Origin of the sequence: Streptomyces flavovariabilis (assembly GCF_000725785.1) — a bacterium.
Lineage (GTDB): Bacteria > Actinomycetota > Actinomycetes > Streptomycetales > Streptomycetaceae > Streptomyces > Streptomyces hawaiiensis.
Window position 1 is genome coordinate 1 of sequence record NZ_JNXD01000029.1, and the last position, 17,773, is coordinate 17,773.

Here is a 17,773-nt window from a genome sequence, read left to right on the forward strand (position 1 = left end):
GGACCACCCGCCGGAACAGTGTCCACAACTCGTCCGGCACCAACCGCTCCAGCAGATCCGTCATGCACGGCACAACGAGCGATCACGCCATCAGAAACGGGGTCTTAGCGGGGCTCGGGAGAACTCACGGGATGTCGCACAGTAGGCGCGCCACTGTTCAGATCCACTGGGCCGCCCGGCTTCGGAGGTGTCCCATCGAATCTGACAAAGACCAGATCAAAGGCACCTTAGCGATTCAGATCCTTTGGGAACGGACAAAAAACACCACGCGGTTGAGGTCGAGGCGCTACCTGTCCGGCGTCAGGGACGAAAGGACCTCACCGAGTTGATCAGGTTCGTCAGCGTTGATCATCCGTCACACCGACTCTGCAGGACATCCTGATCACTGGCGCTACCGTGTCGAGGCATGAACACGGACCAGTGGTTAGCAGACACCCGCACGTCCTACGACACGGTCGCGGTCAGCTATGCCGACCAACTGCGCGAGGCTCTGGCCGGGGAGCCCTACCTTCGAGCAGCTCTGGCATTGTTCGCCGAGTTGGTGCACGCCACCGGCGGCGGGCCGGTGGCGGACGTGGGCTGCGGGCCTGGACACGTCACCGCTCACCTGCACGAGCTGGGCGTGGACGCGTTCGGCATCGATCTTTCACCCGCGATGATCGACCTCGCTCGGCGCGACCACCCCAGCCTGCGGTTCGAAGTCGGCTCGATGACGGATCTCCAGCTCGCCGACGCTTTGCTCGCCGGCCTGGTCGCCTTCTGGTCGTTGATACACGTCCCCGACGATGCCGTCCCCACGGTCTTCAGCCACTTCCACCGGGTACTACGCCCCGGCGGGCCACTGCTGCTCGGCTTTCACGTCGGCGACGAGTCGAGGCTGAAGACGCAGGGCTACGGCGGTCACCCGATGAACGTTTACGTCCACCGCCGCCAGCCTGACCAAGTGACGACCTGGCTTAGCGATGCTGGCTTCACGGTCGAGGCCCACATGCTCCTCGACCTCGACGAGAGCGTTCCAGGGGCGGTCCTCTTCGCACACCGTCAGCCCTAGCTCAGCCAACAGTCCGTGTCCCCTGAACACGTCAACACCTGATGAGCAAGCCGGCCTCGCCTTGGGCTCAGATGGTCCCCACATCCGACGAGAGCGAGGAACCTTGGCCGGGCCAGCAAGGTTTCTTCCTGGCTCACAAGCCCAGGGGATCGTGACGGAATGCCTCAGGTTGAGCGTGACCGACGAACATTCAACGTCTCGCTCTGCCTGAAGCACCCCAGGCCAGAGCGCCGCCCTGCCTCACTTTCAGCGAGGCGGGACAAGTCGAAAGTCACCAATCCACAAGGTCGATCAGCCGGGAGCAGTGCGGGTCGTCGATCTCGCCCCGAACCATCCGTTCCCTTTCTTCGATCAGGGAGGACAGTGCCGCGAGCAGGGCGGTCAGAGCGCCGGACGGTCGTACGTCGGCGCCGACCACCTCGGTGTCTTCTTCGTGGTCGACATACAGGCGCATCCGGTCGGGGCCCTGAAGGAGGAAGCCTCGCAGCCGCGGGTCGGGCTGTTCCTCAGTCCAGGGGTAGGTAAGGGTGCGCAGGATGGTGAAGGCGTTGTCGCACTCCCCCGGGCCGACGGGAGCGACCTGCTCCGGATTCACATGGATGAGGGTCATGCCCATCACCGTGTCGACACGGCTGCTGGAGAAGATCTGGGTGCCGGTGTTCAAGGCACGCACGATGCCGAGGACGTCGTTCGGGCCCAGTAGCTCCTCGGGGGCGTCGATGGTGCGCAGAGGGATCTCCCAGACCATCAAGTCATTTGGAACGCTTGTGCGTTGAGGGCCCGTGACGACCCGGACCTCCGCGGCGGGTGGCGGCGAGGGCAGGACACCACGGATGAACCAGCCGTCGGGCAGCGGGGTATGGATGTGGTGGAGCAGCAGGCGGACGATGTCCGCCTGCTGCTCCGCGATGTCGTCATACGTGAGAGTCACGCTTCAGACGATGTCACTGGTTGAGCCAGCCTGGGGTCGCTGCAGGCAACCCGGTCCCTGCAACTCCCGAGCAGAGCAGGGAACTGACGACATATGCCGCAAGGACACCCGCCCGGACTTCTCCGAGACGGGCCGCTTCAACCCGTCTCACCGATCTCCGGGCACTCCAGGTCAACGCCCTGCACTACGCGGATGGCGCGCTCGGTCGTAGCCGCTCAGTCCAGGAACGCGTGCAGGTCGGCCACCGCGAGGGTCTGTTCCGCGGCGTAGGCCTCGAAGGTGCTCACGGGCCGGAAACCGAGGCGGGTGGCGAGGCCGAGGGAGCGGATGTTGGCCGTCTGGGTGACGATCAGGACCGGCTGGTCGGGCAGTTCGCGGGCGGCGGCGCGCAATACGGCGGTGGCTGCTTCGAAGGCCAGCCCGGCGCCCCAGGCGTCGCGGCGCAGGACGTAGGTCAGTTCCAGTTCCCCGCCCCCCTCGGTGACATGCCCGGGGAGGTCGGCGGGGCGCCGGTGGAGCAGGAGTGTCCCGATGAGGTGGTCGGTCGTCCTGTCGGCGATGACGAACGTGCCGGGTGTGTCGGTGACGTGCGGGACGCCCAGCGTGTCGAGGTACTGCTCGACCGCGCTCCGCGGCCTCGGGCCGCCGAGGTGTAAGCGGACCCGGGGATCGGTCTGAAGCTCGACGAGTCCGTCGCGGTCGGCGTCGCGCGCCTCGCGCAGCCAGAGCCGGGACGAGGTGATCTCCGTGGCGGACAGGGTGGGTGACGTCCCCACGGGGTTCGGCGGGTTCGGCGTCTTCGGTGAGTTCTGTGAGTTCTGTGAGTTCTGTGAGTTCTGTGAGTTCTGTGAGTTCTGTGAGTTCATGTGAATCATCCTGGTCGAGCCGCAGCACGTCGTCACGAGACCTGCCACGCGGCCGGCCCGGCCCTCGCCGGCCTCACCCCGGCTTGTACGCCAGGAACGTGCCCACCTGCCTCTTCGTCGCTCCCTCCGGTTCCTGCACCACCCGCGTGGTGACCACGAGGCCGGCCCGCTGGAGGAGTGCGGCGATGCGTTCCGCCGGGAGCAGGTACGACTCGTAGGACACCGGGTGGTCGCCGTAGGCGTGGGTCGGGCGGAGGTGCTCGTCGTTGCCGACATGACCGGCCAGCATCAGCCGGCCGCCGGGGGCGAGGGTGCGGTGGAACTCGGAGTAGACGGTCGGCAGCCACTGCGGCGGGGTGTGGTGGGTGGCGTAGTACGCGAGGATGCCGCCGAGTTCGCCGTCGGCGATGTCCAGGGCGGTCATCGAGCCGACGGTGAAGCGGAGTTCCGGGTACGCCGACCGGGCCAGCTCGATCATTCTCGGAGACACGTCCACGCCGAACGCCGGTACTCCGAGGGCGGCCAGGTGTGCCGTCACCTTGCCGGGGCCGCAGCCCAGGTCGGCGACCGGCCCGGCGTGCGGGGTCCGTACGAGGTCGGCGAACGCGGCCAGCATCGCGCGGGACACCGGGTCCAGGTCGGCCGGTTCCTTGACGCGTCGGGCGTAGTCGGCGGCGACGGTGTCGTAGGACTCGCGGACGGCGGTCAGGTGGGAGGGCTCGGTCATGCCGCGACCTTAGGTCCTGTCGTCCGGATCAGCCCTGGACGACAGCTGTGGCACGCCCCGTACTCCGACGCCAGTACGCCGGATTACTCCCGCGGTGAGACGACGCCACGACCCCCGCCCGGCACGGTGGCCGGTGTGGACACGCATACGGATGCGAGTACGAAGTACCAGCAGAAGCCGGGAGCGGACCCGAGGCAGCGCCCGAGGCCGCGCCCGAGCCCGTCGCCGAGACTGGGCCGCTCGGCCCGCCGGACCGCTCTCGTCGTGCACGTCGTCTCCGCCGCCGGCTGGCTCGGGCTCACGCTCGGGCTGCTCACGCTCGGGATCACGGCGGCCACCACCGGGTCCACCGCGACCGTGGAGGCCTCCGTCCGGGCCATGAAGCTCTTCGCCGACTGGCTCCTGCTCCCCGTCGCGTTCCTCACGCTGCTCAGCGGCCTGCTGCTGTCGCTGGGCACGGTGTGGGGCCTGGCCCGGTACCGGTGGGTGTACACGAAGTTCTGGCTGACCCTCGCCACGACCACCGCCACGGTGTTCGCACTGCGTCCCGGGGTGGACTCCGCGGTCACCGCCGTCGCCGCGGGCGGGCGGCTGCCGGACGCCGGTGACGTGCTGTTCGGGCCGGTCGTGTCGCTGTCCGCCTACGTGTTCATGACGGTGATCTCCGTCCTGAAGCCTTGGGGGAGGACCCGCCGGGGCACGAGGCTGAGGGCATCCGTCTGAAGCGCCACTTGCCTAAAGGCTTTAGGCAAGTGCACACTCATTTCAGGCAGAAGGGAGAGGCCTCATGGCACGCGTAGGACTGACGCCGGAGCGTCTGACCGAGGCCGGCGCGGAGCTGGCCGACGAGGTCGGCTTCGAGCAGGTCACCGTCTCGGAACTCGCCCGGCGGTTCGACGTCAAGGTCGCGAGCCTGTACTCACACGTGCGGAACTCCCACGACCTGAAGACCAGGATCGCCCTGCTCGCCCTCACGGAACTCGCCGACCGGGCCGCCGACGCCCTGGCCGGACGGGCCGGCAAGGACGCCCTGGCAGCCCTCGCGAACGTGTACCGCGACTACGCCCGGGAACACCCCGGCCGCTACGCAGCGGCCCAGTTGCGGCTCGACCCGCGGACGGCGGCCGCGAGCGCCGGTGTCCGGCACGCGCAGATGACCCGGGCGCTGCTGCGCGGCTACGACCTGACGGAGCCGGACCAGACTCACGCGGTCCGGCTGCTCGGCAGCGTCTTCCACGGCTACGTCAGCCTGGAGCTCGGCGGCGGTTTCAGCCACAGCGCCCCGGACACCGAGGAGACCTGGGCCCGGATCCTCGACGCCCTCGACACGCTGCTGCGGAACTGGCCCGCGGCCCCTACCGATCCCCGAGGCTGACACCCATGCACACCGAGCACGACTGGATCACCACGCCCCTCACGGCGGACCTGCTGCGCGGCGCCCTCGACGTGGAGCGCACCGAGCACGGCCTGCTCCCCCACCGGCTCCCCGCCCGGGCCCGCACGCAGAACACCGACGCGCAGCTGGCGATGGCCGAGGCCCAGCCCTCCGGCATACGCGTGGCGTTCCGTACCGCCGCGACCGCCGTCGAGCTGGACACCCTGCGCACCAAGCGCGACTACACCGGCTTCCCGCCGCGCCCCGACGGGCTGTACGACCTGCTCGTCGACGGTGTCCCGGCCGGCCAGGCCGCCGGGACGGGCGGCAACGTCCTCACCGTCGACCTGGCCACCTGGGAGGGCGAGGTCACGACGGGCCCGGTCGGCACCATCCGCTTCACGGGCCTGCCCGCGCGGGACAAGGACGTGGAGATCTGGCTGCCGCACAACGAGACCACCGAGCTGGTCGCCCTGCGCACGGACGCGCCCGTCGCGCCCGCGCCGGACCGGGGCCGCCGGGTGTGGCTGCACCACGGCAGCTCGATCAGCCACGGCTCGGACGCCGCGAGCCCCACGGCCATCTGGCCCGCGATCGCCGCGTTGCGCGGCGGTGTGGAGCTGACCAACCTCGGCCTGGGCGGCAGCGCGATGCTCGACCCGTTCACCGCGCGCGCCATGCGGGACAGCCCGGCGGACCTGATCAGCGTCAAGATCGGCATCAACATCGTCAACCAGGACGCGATGCGGCTGCGCACCTTCGGTCCCGCCGTGCACGGCTTCCTCGACACGATCCGCGACGGCCACCCGGACACCCCGCTGCTGCTCGTCTCCCCGATCCACTGCGCCATCCACGAGGACACACCCGGCCCCACCGCCCCGGACCACGACGAGCTCGGCAACGGCCGCCTGGTCTTCTCCGCCATGGGCGACCCGGCGGAGACGTCCACCGGCAAACTCACCCTCACCGTCATCCGCGAGGAACTGTCCCGCATCGTGAGGCAGCGCGCCGCCGACGACCCGAACCTCCACTACCTCGACGGCCTCGCCCTCTACGGCGCGAAGGACGCCGCCGCCCTCCCCCTGCCCGACCACGTCCACCCGGACGCGACCACCCACCGCCACATCGGCGACCGCTTCCACGAGCTGGCGTTCACGCAGACAGGGGCCTTCGCGGACGGGGGATGAGCGGTGCCCCGCCGCGCCACGGCGACCGACCGGCCGGGGCCGGTCGGTCACTCCTCGAAGCCCTGCTCCGCCAGGATCTTGTCGATGCGGGTGCGATGGGCCGCCTCCCACATGTCCGGGGACTCCGCCGCCTCCTTGGTCAGCTTGGCCCGGGCCGCGGCCAGTACCTCCGCGCGGCGGGCCCCGGGGACGACCACGACACCCTCCTCGTCGGCGACGACCGTGTCGCCCGCGCCGACCGTGACCCCGCCGCAGCGCACCTGCTCGTTCAGCGGCCGTACGGCCGACTTGGTGCCCGGGATGGGGATGACGCCGCGTGCGAACACCGGGAAGCGCATGCCCCGGACCTCGGCGAGGTCGCGGATCAGCCCGTCGGCGACGAACGCGGTGATGCCGCGGCGCCGGGCGACGGCGCAGACGTTGCCGCCGGCCAGGGCGTAGTCCAGGTCGCCCGACTCCACGACGACGACCGAGCCGGGCCCGGCCCGGTGGATCGCGGCGTGCAGCATCAGGTTGTCGCCGGGAGGGCACCGTACGGTGAAGGCCGGTCCGGCCACCCGGGGCACCGGCCCCCACAGCGGCCTGATCCCGATGTCCATGACCTGTCCGCGGCCCAGCAGATCGGCCAGGGTGGTCGTGGGTATGTCCGTGAACGCGTCGACGTCAGTCATGGCGTGGACTGTAACCGCCGTTCCCTAGAAGGGCAGTGGCCTCCCGCCCACCACCTCCAGCCGCGACACGGCCCGTGTCAGCACCACGTACAGCCGGTGCAGCCCCCGCTCCTCCGCCTCGGCGATCGCCGCCGGTTCGACGGCCACGACGTGGTCGTACTCGAGGCCCTTGACCACGCTCGCCGGCACCAGGGCGACCCGCGCGCCGAGTTCGTCCGGGCCGGCCGCCTCGATGCCGGCCGCGTCCAGCGCCGCCCGCACCCGGGGAACGTCCGCGTCCGCCGCGACGATCCCGACCGAGCCCTCCCGCTCCAGCGCGTCCCGTACGGCCGCCACGACCGCCCCGGGCACGCCGTCCTCGGTCGTCTCCCGCATCCGCAACTCCCCGTCCCCGCGCAGCGAACGGGCCGCGGGCACGTCCACGTCCAGCTGTTCCAGCAGCCGGTTGGCGAGCCCGACGACGGCCTGCGGCACCCGGAACCCGGTGGTCAGGGCGACCACGGCGGCGTCCGGTTTCCCCAGGTGAGCCAGGACCGTACGCCAGGACCGCGCCGCCCACGGCGTCGTCCCCTGCGCCAGATCACCCAGCACCGTCAGCGAACCGAAGCGGGCCCGGCGGGCGATGGCCCGGCACTCCATCGGGGACAGATCCTGCGCCTCGTCGACGACGACATGGCCATGTCCCTCCGGGTGAGCGATGAGCCCGGCCACCTCGTCGAGCAGCACCAGGTCGGCGGGCGACCAGCGCGCCGACTTCCACGACCGTGGCGGCCGCTCCCACAGCAGCGCCCGCTGCTCACCGGCGTCGAGCAGCCCGTCCGCGGCAGCCGCCAGCGCCCCCTCGTCCGTGAGCAGTTCGGCCACGACCTCCTCGGGCCGCACCCGTGGCCAGACGGCGTCGACGTACGCCGACACCGGCCGTGCCCGCTCGATGCGCCGCACCCAGGCGCCGGGGGGCGGCCCGGCCCGCCGCTCGGCCTGCTCGCGCAGGCACCGCACGATCCGCGCCCGCACCCGCTCGCGACCGACCCCGTACGGCGGTTCCTCCTCCCGTACCCGGGCCACGATCCGCGCCAGTTCCCCCTCCGGCACCCGCCATTGGTACGAGCCGTCCGGCACGGCGAGCGCGCCCGCCCCCTCGGCACGCACCCTCGCGTACAGCGCCCGCCGCAGCACCCCGGCCATCCGGGCGTCGTGCTTCACGACGGCGGCCGGCTCGTCGTCCACGCCCCGGGACGGCCGCCCCGCGATCTCCTCCGCCAGGGTCGACTGCCGCACCCCGGTCTCGCCGAGGGCCGGCAGCACCTCGGCGATGTACGACAGGAATGTCCGGTTGGGCCCGAGGATCAGCAGACCGCCGCGCCGGATGCGCTGGGGATACGTGTAGAGCAGATACGCGGCCCGGTGCAGCCCTACGGCGGTCTTGCCGGTGCCCGGCGCACCCTGCACGCACACCGACATCGCCAGGTCCCCCCGGACGAGGTCGTCCTGCTCGGGCTGGATCGTCGCCGCGATGTCCCGCATGGGCCCGACCCGGGGCCGCTCGATCTCCCGGGCGACGATCTCGCTGCCGCGTGTCTCCCCCTGCTCCAGGCGCTCGTCCTCCAGGCCGGTGAGATCCCCGGAGTCGCCCCGGCTCCCGGGCGCCCATCCGAACCGTCGCCGTACGGCGACGCCCTGCGGGTCCCGGGCCGAGGCCTGGTAGAAGGCGCGCGAGACGGGTGCGCGCCAGTCGACGACGAGGGGTGGTTCGGCCGGGCGCTCGGAGATCCGCAGCCGCCCGATGTGCAGCTGTCCGTCCACGCCCTGAAGGGCTCCGAAGAACAACGGCCCCTCGGGCAGGTCCCGCAGGGCCTTCGCCCGGCTGCGCAGCCGGTAACCGAGGACCTCGGCATCGGCCCCGGACGCGGACACGTCCTCCCCGGTGACGACCTGTTCACCGGCGCCCTCGACCATCGCGGCGAGGGCGGTCCGGCAGCGCTGGTGGTGGGCGCGTTCCTTGTCGAGGACGTGGTGGAGGGCAGGCTCGGTCGAGGTCATTCCACCGAGCGTACGCGAAGACGTAACCGAGTTAAATAAATTACCGAGTCTCGCTCGCGAGGTGCGGCGGCAGCCCGGCCGCGAGCCACCCGAACGCCCGCTCCGCCGCCGCCACCGCGTCCGGCCGCACGTCCGCCACCCGCTCCCCCGCCGCGATCCGCCGCCAGTTCTCCAGCGCGAGCACCCGCAGCACGGCCATGATCTGCCCGGCCGCCAGCCGCGCGTCCAGATCACCCCCGAGCACCTCGGCCAGCGCGGCCTCCGACCGCTCCTGGTGCGTGTGCGCCCGGGCCACCAGGGAGGGAGTCCCGTAGAGCAGGGCGTGAAAGGCGAGCACGCCGGGATGGTCGTTGAGCCCGGTCACGGGGTCCTCCCGCTCCAGCCCCTCCAGGAAGTGCCGCCGCAGCGCCTCCACGGGCGGCTCCTGCGCCCCCGCCACCACCCGGGCGGCCTCGCCCTCGTGGTCGGCGATCCGGTACAGCACCAGATCCTCCTTGGCCGGGAAGTACCGGAACAGCGTCGGCTTCGAGATCTCGGCCGCCGCCGCCACCTCGGCGACGGACACCGCGTCGAACCCCTTCTCCATGAAGAGGCGCACGGCGATGTCCGACACGGTCTCGTACATCCGCTGCTTCTTGCGCTCACGCAGGCCGGGCTCGCTCATGGGGCGAGCCTACGCACGGGCGGCGTCAGGCCAGGGCGCGGGCGAGATACGGGCTCGCCGTGGAGGGCACCGGGAGGCCGAGCGAGCCGGTGGCGACGGCCAGCGTCACCGCGTAGGAGTCCACCGCCCGCCGGACGTTCGGGGCGTCCAGGCCGGCCCCGGTCACGATGCGGTCCAGGTCGACGTAGGCCGACCGCACTATCTCCAGCTCCCGGTACACCCGCCAGTCCTTGCGCCAGTCACGGGTGTGCTCGGGGGGCAGCAGGCGCTCCCAGCGGCGGAACATCCGGTCCCTGATCTCCGGCCGGGTCGGAGTGAGGTGCATGTGCCGTACGAGGTCGTAGAGAGGGTCGCCGACGACGGCCATCTCCCAGTCGATGATGGTCAGCGCCAGACGGTCGTCACGGCGTACGAGGTTCCAGGGATTCAGGTCGCCGTGCAGCAGCGCGGGCTCGCGGTGGCTCACCTCCTGCCGGGAGAGAAGCAGCCGCAACCGGTCCGCGTCGGGCAGCCCCAGGTGCCGGGCCAGCTGCTGGGACTCCTTCGGCAGGTCCCGCACCAGGGAGATCAGCTGGTCCCGCAGCCAGCCGTGGAAGGCGCCCTCGCCGGCGGTCGGGTCGACCTGCTTGTACCGGACGTGCGTCAGGGCGCACAGCTGGTCCACCAGGCCGTCCGCCTCGTGCGGCAGCAGGCCGTGGACGGGGTGATGGGGGGGCCGGTCGACGTCCCCGGGCCCTACGTACGTGTGGAGGGCGATGGTGTCGCCCTGGTAGGTCTCGCCCAGGGCGAGCACCTGTGGCGCCGCCACCCCGACGGACGACTCCTCGATCGCGCGCAGCACGGCGTGCTCACTGAGGAAGCCACGCTCCCGCCGGCACACCTCGGGCAGCTTCCGCCGTACGACCACGGGAGAGCAGAAGCCCGTCACCGACACCACGGTGTTCAGGTGCGCGGTGCCCTTGAACACCCGGCCCGCCGGCGCGGCCCCCTCCGCCAGCAGGGCCTGCCGGACTGCGGCGGCCGGGAAGCCGGGTCGCTCCGGCATCCGCCGGTCGGGCCGCCACTCGAACGCCTCCGCGATCCACGCCCGGCCGCCGAGGTCCCCGTTCATCCGCGACACCAGCCACCGGAACAGGGCCCGCCGGATCTCGCCCTCCTTCGGTACGCCGACGAGCCGCAGGGGTTCCGCCGCCGCCTCCAGTGCCCGCCGCACCTCGGCCGTCGCCTCGTCCAGACTCGTCTGCGTGAACGATTCCTCGAGGGACCGGGCGGCCCGCATCACGTCCGGGAAGACGGACTGCGCCCGCTCGAACGCCAGGTAGTGCCGCAAGTCCTTGGCCAGGCCGTTGACGGCGGCCGGACGGACCTCCTGCATGGCCTCGGCCCAGGCGTCGACCACTTCGGCCCACTGGTGCGCCGGGTACCGCATGCGGACGAGGTGGGTCGCGAGGTCGTGCAGCGGGTCGCCGTAGGTCGCCAGCTCCCAGTCGACGCAGACGAGGGGCGGGTCGCCCGTGTACGGCACGATCACGTTGTCGCGGTGCAGGTCGGCGTGGAGCAGGCTGTACGGCCGCCGGGCCATGGCGGGCACCCGCCCGGCCAGCCCGGTGAGCGCGTCCTCGGGGATGCCCAGCGCCGCGAACAGCCCGCCGAAGCCGTCGCGGTTGGGCCGTCTGATCTGCTGGTCGGCCAGGTGGACCATGGTCCGCAGGAAGCCCTGGCTGTCCGTGTCGTTGCGGGGCCATACGGCCGGCAGGGCGGGCAGCGCACCCCGGCGCACCTGGGCTGTCCGGGCGAGCAGCCCGGTCAGTGCCCTGACGTGCAGGGTGTCGACGGGCTTGCCGTAGTCGCAGACGCGGGCGAGCGGCACGCCGTCCACGAAGCTGTGGATGGCGAAGTCGTCCCGCTCGACCAGGCATCGCGGGGCGTGCGGCAGGATGCCCCGGACGGCGGCGAGGATGCCGGCCTCGTTCTGCCAGGTCCGGACGACCACGGGCAGCGCGTCCGGGCGCCGGATCCGGACGGTCACGGACGTGCCCGCCTCACCGCCGACCATCCGGGCCATGCCCTCCGTCAGCGGAAGGACGTAGTTGCGGTGGTGGCGGCCCCCGGTCTCCTTCCCCCGTTCGGCGGCGAGTTTCACGAAGGCCCGGCAGGTGGCGTCGTGTGCGGCGCGCTCCCCGAGAAGAGGACGGGGACGGGGGGATGCGCCCACTGGCCGCTCCGGAGGTGCGAGAAGGGGAGAACGGTATGGCAAACGGTAGATACACGGCCGGCATCGCGCCTGCGGAATGAGCCGTTGAGGGTGGTCTGCCACCCCTCTGCATGAGACGGCGCGAACCCGTTCGGTGGCGGCCGGTTGGCCCCTTCCCTTACGAACGAGGACGAGCGTTTGACTCAATCGGTACGCGCGGTGCGGGAATGCTACACCCGCCCTGATGATCCGTTGCTCCCGCCGGCCCGCCTACGTGCGCAGCAGCTCCAGGAGCGGCTCCAGCGACACGAGGACCGTGCCGGCCCCCGCGTCCCGCAGGATCTTGGCCTTGCGTTCGTTGCGGGCATAGCCCAGGAACGGCACTCCGGCCCGCTCCGCCGCCTCGAGGTCGGAGGGCGTGTCGCCGATCATCAGCGCGTCCCCCGGCGCCGCCCCCATCGCGCTCAGCGCCCGGTTCAGGCAGTGCGGATCCGGCTTCAGGTGGTGCAGTTCCTGGGTCCGTCCGTAGACGTGGGGCGCGAAGCAGGCGACGAGGCCGCGGCTCTCGAGGTACTTGCGGGCCACGCGCGGGGAGTTGTTCGTCGTGATCGCCAGGCGGGAGCCCACCGCCGTCCAGGTGCGGATCAGCGGGTCCGCGTACGCGGTCGGCCACGCCGACGACGCGGCCCGGAGTTCGTCCTGGGTGAGACGTTCCTCCAGCTCGGCGACGAGGTCGCTGCCGGGGTGCCGGCGGTCCACGGCGCGCAGGACCACCTGGGGGTCGAGGGACTCGCGCTCGGTGTCCGTGAGCAGGCCGTGCAGGCCGCGGCTCTCCAGCCAGGCCACCAGGTCGCTCGCCACCCGCTCCGCGGAGTGCCCGGCGAACAGGCGGCAGATGGGCCCGTCGAAGTCCCACAGCACGACACGGGCGTGTCTGATCAGATTGCGGAGTCGATTCGGATCGTTCTCGGTCTCGAAGGGCACCGCACCGGTCTGCGTCGTATCAGGAGTCACTAGGAGAGTGTCAGGTCCGTCGTGATGGTTTCCCAGAGGGCGTTGAACCACTTCTGGGATTCCTCGACGAACGCCGCGTCCCGCCGGCCCACCTGTTTCACGAAGGAGAAGAGCAGGGACCGGGAGCCGAGGACGTCGTACATGTCCAGGGTCTGGCTGCCCCACTCCTCCGCGCGCCTGGTCAGCATGTAGTAGCCGATCAGGGCTTCCTCCTCGTTGAGGAGGTACAGCTTCACCGGCGGGGTGAAGGGCAGCGCGCGGAAGGTGACGTGCACGTCGATGCCGTGCGTGGAGCGCAGCGCCAGCAGGTTGTGCTGGAGGACCTGCCCCTGGGCGTTGCGCATGGCCAGCCAGCGCTCGTGGACGGGGTTGTCGCCGCTGTGGGCCTCGACCGGGACCGGGAAGGCCAGCTCGATGTCCCGGGAGGGGACGAGGATGCGGACGTCGATCGACTCGGGGTGGATACGGCCCTCGTGGATCAGGCGCAGCGGCTCGCCGATGGCGACCATCAGGGTCTCCGCGGTGTGGCAGACCACGTCGACGCGGACGTGTGGTGCCGAGAACGCCTCCGTCAGGCGCGGGGCCAGGCCCACCATGGTCGGCTGGGGTTCGCCGCGGGCGGGGGCCGGGGCGGCGATCCGCGGCGGGCTGCCCTTGCTGACGTCGGTGAGGAGACCGTCCTCCTGGAGGACGCGCAGGGCCTGGCGGACGGCGCCGCGCTCCACGCCGAACTCCTCGGCGAGATCGGCCTGGGTGGGCAGCCGGTCCCCCGGCTTGAGCTCACCGGCACGGATGCGTTCCCGCAGGATGCCGGCGATCTCCTGGGGCGAGGATCTTCTGCTGCCGTTCACTGCCACGTTCTCCGCCACGCTCTCCTGGGCCACGACCAAACGCTACAACTCTGATCCATCTGACGGGAGTTGTTTGAAAGTTGTTTATAACTAGGGGCCAAGTGGGGACAACTTAAGCAGAGTTGGTTGCCAACTTCTCGGAGTTGGCGGAAGTTTTGCTTCCGGACTTCCGAAGGGGGAACACCGATGCCCGCCCTCGCTCTCCTCTCCGCCGCCTTCGTCGTCGCCTTCGAACAGCTCGTCCAGTGGAAGTACGGTCCGGCCGGCATCGTCGGCCTGATCCTTCTCACCGTCGGCGTCAAGGCCAAGAGCCCGGCCGTCAGCTCCGCGGGAGCCGTCGTGCTCGCGCTGCTGATGACGGGGCCCGCCCGATGAGTCACCGCGCCACCCCGGAACGACCCGTGGGAGACGTCAGCTCGTGAGCACCAGCTCCGAACTGATCGTCTCCCACAGCGCGTTGAACCACAGGTGCGACTGCTCCACGAACGTCGTGTCGCGCAGCCCGGCACCCTGCCGGAAGGCGAACAGCATGGACTGGGTGCCCTGGGCGTCGTACATCGCCGGCCGCTCGTGATCGATCTCGGCCTCCCGGCGCGTCAGCGTGTAGTACGCGAACAGCGCCTCCGCGCCGTTGAGCAGGTACAGCTTCACCGGCGGGGTGAAGGGCAGCGCCCGGAACGTGACACGGACGTCGATGCCGTGCGTGGCGCGCAGGGCCAGCAGGTTGTGCTGGAGGACCTGCCCCTGGGCGTTGCGCATCGCCAGCCACCGCTCGTGCACCCAGCCGTCGGCGCCCCCCTCGACCGGTACCGGGAAGGCCAGGTCGATGTCCCGGCTCGGCAGCAGCACCCGGACGTCGACCTTGGCCGGTTTCAGCCGTCCGGCGTGGATCTGCCGCAGCGGCTCACCGATGGCGAGCGTGAGGGAGATGGACGTCAGGCACACGGCGTCGATCTCGACGTGCTCCGCCCCGAACGCCGTCGCTATCCGGGGCGCGAGGGCCACCGTCGTGGGCAGCGGCGGGGCCTGAGGGCCGGTCAGCGCGCCGACGGGGTCGGGGGCGACGGTCGCCGGACTGCCCTTGGACACGTTGGTGAGCAACCGCTCGGACTGCAGGACGCGCAGCGCCTGCCGCACCGCACCGCGCTCGACACCGAACTCGTGGGCCAGCTGGGCCTGGGTGGGCATGCGCTCACCCGGCCGCAGCGCCCCTGACCTGATCCGGGCGCGCAGCTCGTCGGCCACCTCGTGATGTGTCGTCTGTGGCCGTTGCGACCTCTTCCGTCCAGTGACGGAGTCGTGTTCCGGGTCCACAACTGAACAGTACAACTTCCCGCCATCTTGTGGCAGTTCAGGGAATGGTGGTTATGAGCCGCTTCCAAGCGGAGATAAGTAAGGTGAAGTTGGTCACCAACTTGGGAAACATGGTCAGGCCCTCAGGGGGTTGGCCACCCGTTCAGGGACTCCCCTCCGGAGGGGAGCCGGGAGTCCCGTCCGGCCGGCACGGCCGCACGACAACCACAACCGAACAGCTCGCTACGGATGCGGGTCCCAGCACGCACGCCGGCAGAAGGGAGCGGCTCAGAACATGTCCGGGCACCACGGCCGCCTGGACGTACGCAGCAGGGCGTCGGCCTTCCCGGCGGCGCCCGCTCGTTCCTCGCGCACCCGCCCCAGCGCCGCCAGCCGCACCGCCGACTCGTCGCCGAGCCACAGCGCCGCCAACTCGCCCAGCCCCAGCTCCAGTTCCGCGCTCTCGGTGGTCGCCGTGCAGGACGCCCCCTCGGGCGAGACCTCCAGCCGGTAACGCCCGCCGGTCAGCCCGTCCACGCCGGCGACCTCCAGCACCAGCGCCCCCGACCCCTCGTACGTCCGCGCCTCCAGCGCCCGTACAACGTCCAGGATCCGCACCCACAGCCAGTCCGCCAGCGACGTGATCGCGGCCGCCCGCGGGTCGGGCAGGAGGTGCGGGAGCAGGTCGTCAGGGGCCCGCCAGCCGCTCTTCACCTTCACGACCCAGTCGATGGAGCAGACGTACTCCCACAGCGCGCGTTCCGCGGCCGGTGTCACGCCGTACAGCCACCGCACGGTCGCCGTGTTCAACGGCTGCTTGCCATCACCCCAGTTGTCGTCCACGTCGTACGCGGCCATGCCCTCGACCTCGCCGGACGCCGAGCGGTACACGGCGAAGAAGGGCGGCTTCCACGACGGGTCGAACCGCAGGGCTCCGGTGTTCACCTTCCACCAGGTGTCGTCGCGGTCGATGGCACCGGGCAGGCCACGGCGCAGCCGCTCGTGCAGCTCGGGCCCGAGCTTGCGGATGTCCTCGCCCTCCACCAGGTCGATCCGCCCGCCGTCCGCCGGGCCCGCCCAGCGGGCGTCGAGGCCGGCGCGCGCCACGTCGACCGTCCACTCCGACATCCAGGTCGCCGGCCCGAAGCCGTAGCGGCCGTAGATCGGGTACTCGGCGGCGATCAGCGTCGCGACGACGTCCCCGCGCTCCTTCGCGGCCGCCAGGTCCCGCGCCATCATGCGGCTGAGCAGTCCGCGGCGCCGGTGCGTGGCGGTGACGGTGACGCCCGAGATCGCGTCGGCCGGAACACTCGCCCCGCCCACGGCCGTGAGCTCCTGGTCGAAGGACCGGAAGGTCGCCACACACCTTCCCCGGTCGAAGGCTCCGAGGTAGCGGCCCTCGACGAACTTCCCGCGCCGGCCCTCGATCTCCTCCTCGGTGAGGACGGGCAGCCGCAGGAAGCCGGTGTTCACGGCACGCAGCCAGTCGGCGAACTCGGCTTCGGTGACCGGGCGTACGTCGATGTCGCCGGCACGGGGCATGGGGGTCATGACGTCACGCTAGGCGGAGGGCCGGTCGCTGTCGCGTAAATATCCGGCGACCGGCCCTCCCCGGGCCCCGGGACGGCTCACACCAGCAGGTCGTCGACCTGCGCCTCCCCTTCGCGGTACCGGCGCGCCATCTCCGCGCTGCACTCGTCGGCCGTGCGCTGGAGCCGCTGGCGGCGCCGGGAGACCTGCTGCTCGTGGCGCTCGAGCCGCCCCATCGCCGTTCTCAGCTCCAGGTCCGTGCGCGCGTCCAGGTCGGACAGCTCGACCTCGGCGAGCATCTCCGCGGCCAGCCGACGGAACTCCTCGCCCTGCGGAACGCCCAGGGTCAGATGGCGGGCCGAGGAGCGGTGCCGGGCCGGGGCGTCCCGCAGGATCTCCGCCAGCCGCTCCACCACCGACGTCTCCCGGGGTGCGGCGGCGGAGGCCACGTCCGCCGGGGCCCGCCGGGCGACCTCCGCGCGCAGGATGTCGATCCGCCCCTGGAGGAGCCGCCGCAGATAGCTGAGGTCGGTCTCGTCGCGCTGGGCCTCGCGGCGCAGTGCCCGCAGCTCCGGCAGGCTCAGTGCGGGCAGTTCGGGCCCGGAGGCGTCCGAGGGCAGCCGTGGGCTGTCCGTGCGCTGTGTGGGCGGCCGGTGGTACTCCGACGCGCCGATCCCCGTGTACGTCGACCAGACAGCCGCCTGCTGCTGTCCGGTGCTTGATGTGCTCATGTGCCTCAACCGTCCCCTCGACCGGTGTGTGCATGCATCGTGCCACCCCAAGTGGCCGCTATGGGAACGAGTGCCCCCGATAGACCCCAGATGGGCGGTTAAGCAGCAAAATACGGTCCAGCGCGGGCAGTTGGCGCTCCGCGCAAACCACTCTTTCGAGCCATCCGCCGACCGGCCGAGGCGCCGATGTCACCGCCCTGCATGATGGACGTATGCGAGCAGTGGTGCAGAGGGTGGACGGCGCGAGCGTCGTCGTGGACGGCGAGACCGTGGGCGCGATCGAGGGCGAGGGACTGTGCGTCCTCGTCGGCGTCACCCACGAGGACACCAAGGAGAAGGCGGCCCAGCTGGCCCGCAAGCTCTGGTCGATCCGCATGCTGCGCGACGAGAAGTCGTGCAGCGACATCGACGCCCCGCTCCTGGTGATCAGCCAGTTCACCCTCTACGGCGACGCCCGCAAGGGCCGCCGCCCCACCTGGAACGCCGCCGCCCCCGGCGACGTGGCCGAACCCCTCGTCGACGAGGTCGTCGCCCGGCTGCGCTCGCTGGGCGCGACCGTGGCCACGGGCCGCTTCGGTGCGGCGATGCGCGTATCACTGACGAACGACGGCCCGTTCACCGTGCAGATCGAAATCTGACCCGAAAGGT

The 17,773-nt window shown here is 71.2% G+C and carries 18 protein-coding genes; 6 read left to right on the plus strand and 12 right to left on the minus strand.

All coding sequences use genetic code 11. The features are described 5' to 3' along the window. Positions 1 to 406 precede the first annotated feature (406 nt). Positions 407 to 1,051: a class I SAM-dependent DNA methyltransferase gene (locus tag IO24_RS0135835; protein ID WP_031143337.1), complete on the plus strand. Its 645-nt coding sequence runs from the start codon at positions 407 to 409 to the stop codon at positions 1,049 to 1,051. Between the two features lie 271 nt (positions 1,052 to 1,322). On the opposite strand, the gene IO24_RS0135840 is transcribed toward IO24_RS0135835, so the two are convergent. From IO24_RS0135840 to IO24_RS0135855, 3 genes are all read right to left on the minus strand, one after another. Then, complete coding sequence (locus IO24_RS0135840; protein WP_037669380.1) at positions 1,323 to 1,982, minus strand: hypothetical protein; 660 nt, start codon at positions 1,980 to 1,982, stop codon at positions 1,323 to 1,325. Positions 1,983 to 2,197: 215 nt separating this feature from the next. Further along, on the minus strand, positions 2,198 to 2,758 hold the full coding sequence (locus IO24_RS0135845) for a GNAT family N-acetyltransferase (protein WP_045297071.1): 561 nt from the start codon (positions 2,756 to 2,758) through the stop codon (positions 2,198 to 2,200). Positions 2,759 to 2,921: 163 nt separating this feature from the next. Beyond that, entirely contained in the window at positions 2,922 to 3,575 is a 654-nt protein-coding gene (locus tag IO24_RS0135855; RefSeq protein ID WP_031143343.1) for a class I SAM-dependent methyltransferase, read from the minus strand. 264 nt (positions 3,576 to 3,839) lie between these two features. Here IO24_RS0135855 and IO24_RS0135860 point away from each other — a divergent pair, with 264 nt between their 5' ends. The 3 genes from IO24_RS0135860 (at position 3,840) to IO24_RS0135870 (ending at position 6,137) form a co-directional block, all read left to right on the plus strand. Next, positions 3,840 to 4,298 carry a DUF2269 domain-containing protein gene (locus tag IO24_RS0135860; RefSeq protein WP_234335361.1) on the plus strand — a complete coding sequence of 153 codons (459 nt, stop codon included), beginning with the start codon at positions 3,840 to 3,842 and terminating at the stop codon, positions 4,296 to 4,298. A 64-nt stretch (positions 4,299 to 4,362) separates the two neighbouring features. After that, a complete protein-coding gene (locus IO24_RS0135865; RefSeq protein WP_031143347.1) occupies positions 4,363 to 4,950 on the plus strand; it encodes a TetR/AcrR family transcriptional regulator in 588 nt (195 codons plus the stop codon). A 5-nt stretch (positions 4,951 to 4,955) separates the two neighbouring features. Then, entirely contained in the window at positions 4,956 to 6,137 is a 1,182-nt protein-coding gene (locus tag IO24_RS0135870; RefSeq protein WP_031143349.1) for a GDSL-type esterase/lipase family protein, read from the plus strand. 47 nt (positions 6,138 to 6,184) lie between these two features. On the opposite strand, the gene IO24_RS0135875 is transcribed toward IO24_RS0135870, so the two are convergent. From IO24_RS0135875 to IO24_RS0135900, 6 genes are all read right to left on the minus strand, one after another. After that, positions 6,185 to 6,808 (minus strand): RraA family protein, encoded by a 624-nt coding sequence (locus IO24_RS0135875; RefSeq protein WP_031143351.1) that lies wholly within the window; start codon positions 6,806 to 6,808, stop codon positions 6,185 to 6,187. A 24-nt stretch (positions 6,809 to 6,832) separates the two neighbouring features. Next, the gene (locus IO24_RS0135880; RefSeq protein WP_031143353.1) at positions 6,833 to 8,848 is read right to left on the minus strand and encodes a HelD family protein; all 2,016 of its coding nucleotides are present in this window, start codon (positions 8,846 to 8,848) and stop codon (positions 6,833 to 6,835) included. A 40-nt stretch (positions 8,849 to 8,888) separates the two neighbouring features. Continuing rightward, positions 8,889 to 9,512: a TetR family transcriptional regulator gene (locus IO24_RS0135885; protein WP_031143355.1), complete on the minus strand. Its 624-nt coding sequence runs from the start codon at positions 9,510 to 9,512 to the stop codon at positions 8,889 to 8,891. 25 nt (positions 9,513 to 9,537) lie between these two features. Continuing rightward, positions 9,538 to 11,727, minus strand: a complete 2,190-nt coding sequence (locus IO24_RS0135890; protein WP_031143357.1) for a phosphotransferase family protein — start codon at positions 11,725 to 11,727, stop codon at positions 9,538 to 9,540. Between the two features lie 249 nt (positions 11,728 to 11,976). After that, positions 11,977 to 12,720: an HAD family hydrolase gene (locus tag IO24_RS0135895; RefSeq protein WP_420823245.1), complete on the minus strand. Its 744-nt coding sequence runs from the start codon at positions 12,718 to 12,720 to the stop codon at positions 11,977 to 11,979. Further along, complete coding sequence (locus IO24_RS0135900; RefSeq protein ID WP_031143361.1) at positions 12,720 to 13,610, minus strand: winged helix-turn-helix domain-containing protein; 891 nt, start codon at positions 13,608 to 13,610, stop codon at positions 12,720 to 12,722. Before IO24_RS0135900 ends, IO24_RS0135895 begins: the two co-directional genes overlap by 1 nt. Positions 13,611 to 13,757: 147 nt before the next feature. On the opposite strand from IO24_RS0135900, the gene IO24_RS0135905 reads away from it, so the two are divergent. Further along, positions 13,758 to 13,946, plus strand: coding sequence for a hypothetical protein (locus IO24_RS0135905; protein WP_031143363.1), 189 nt, complete (start codon positions 13,758 to 13,760; stop codon positions 13,944 to 13,946). 36 nt (positions 13,947 to 13,982) lie between these two features. Here IO24_RS0135905 and IO24_RS0135910 read toward each other — a convergent pair whose 3' ends face one another. The 3 genes from IO24_RS0135910 to IO24_RS0135920 all read right to left on the minus strand — a co-directional run bounded on the left by IO24_RS0135910 (position 13,983) and on the right by IO24_RS0135920 (position 17,125). Continuing rightward, positions 13,983 to 14,900: a FadR/GntR family transcriptional regulator gene (locus IO24_RS0135910; RefSeq protein WP_078899511.1), complete on the minus strand. Its 918-nt coding sequence runs from the start codon at positions 14,898 to 14,900 to the stop codon at positions 13,983 to 13,985. A 252-nt stretch (positions 14,901 to 15,152) separates the two neighbouring features. Continuing rightward, positions 15,153 to 16,406 (minus strand): GNAT family N-acetyltransferase, encoded by a 1,254-nt coding sequence (locus IO24_RS0135915; RefSeq protein WP_031143367.1) that lies wholly within the window; start codon positions 16,404 to 16,406, stop codon positions 15,153 to 15,155. A gap of 86 nt (positions 16,407 to 16,492) precedes the next feature. After that, positions 16,493 to 17,125, minus strand: coding sequence for an RsiG family protein (locus tag IO24_RS0135920; protein WP_031143369.1), 633 nt, complete (start codon positions 17,123 to 17,125; stop codon positions 16,493 to 16,495). Positions 17,126 to 17,337: 212 nt separating this feature from the next. On the opposite strand from IO24_RS0135920, the gene dtd reads away from it, so the two are divergent. Then, complete coding sequence (gene dtd / locus IO24_RS0135925) at positions 17,338 to 17,763, plus strand: D-aminoacyl-tRNA deacylase (protein WP_031143371.1); 426 nt, start codon at positions 17,338 to 17,340, stop codon at positions 17,761 to 17,763. Positions 17,764 to 17,773: the final 10 nt, after the last annotated feature.

Coding starts and splice junctions, on each gene's coding strand:
- IO24_RS0135915 (WP_031143367.1), bottom strand. CDS start 16,406: ATGCCCCGTGCCGGCGACATCGACGTACGCCCGGTCACCGAAGCCGAG.
- IO24_RS0135865 (WP_031143347.1), top strand. CDS start 4,363: ATGGCACGCGTAGGACTGACGCCGGAGCGTCTGACCGAGGCCGGCGCG.
- IO24_RS0135835 (WP_031143337.1), top strand. CDS start 407: ATGAACACGGACCAGTGGTTAGCAGACACCCGCACGTCCTACGACACG.
- IO24_RS0135905 (WP_031143363.1), top strand. CDS start 13,758: ATGCCCGCCCTCGCTCTCCTCTCCGCCGCCTTCGTCGTCGCCTTCGAA.
- IO24_RS0135870 (WP_031143349.1), top strand. CDS start 4,956: ATGCACACCGAGCACGACTGGATCACCACGCCCCTCACGGCGGACCTG.
- dtd (WP_031143371.1), top strand. CDS start 17,338: ATGCGAGCAGTGGTGCAGAGGGTGGACGGCGCGAGCGTCGTCGTGGAC.
- IO24_RS0135880 (WP_031143353.1), bottom strand. CDS start 8,848: ATGACCTCGACCGAGCCTGCCCTCCACCACGTCCTCGACAAGGAACGC.
- IO24_RS0135920 (WP_031143369.1), bottom strand. CDS start 17,125: ATGAGCACATCAAGCACCGGACAGCAGCAGGCGGCTGTCTGGTCGACG.
- IO24_RS0135885 (WP_031143355.1), bottom strand. CDS start 9,512: ATGAGCGAGCCCGGCCTGCGTGAGCGCAAGAAGCAGCGGATGTACGAG.
- IO24_RS0135875 (WP_031143351.1), bottom strand. CDS start 6,808: ATGACTGACGTCGACGCGTTCACGGACATACCCACGACCACCCTGGCC.
- IO24_RS0135855 (WP_031143343.1), bottom strand. CDS start 3,575: ATGACCGAGCCCTCCCACCTGACCGCCGTCCGCGAGTCCTACGACACC.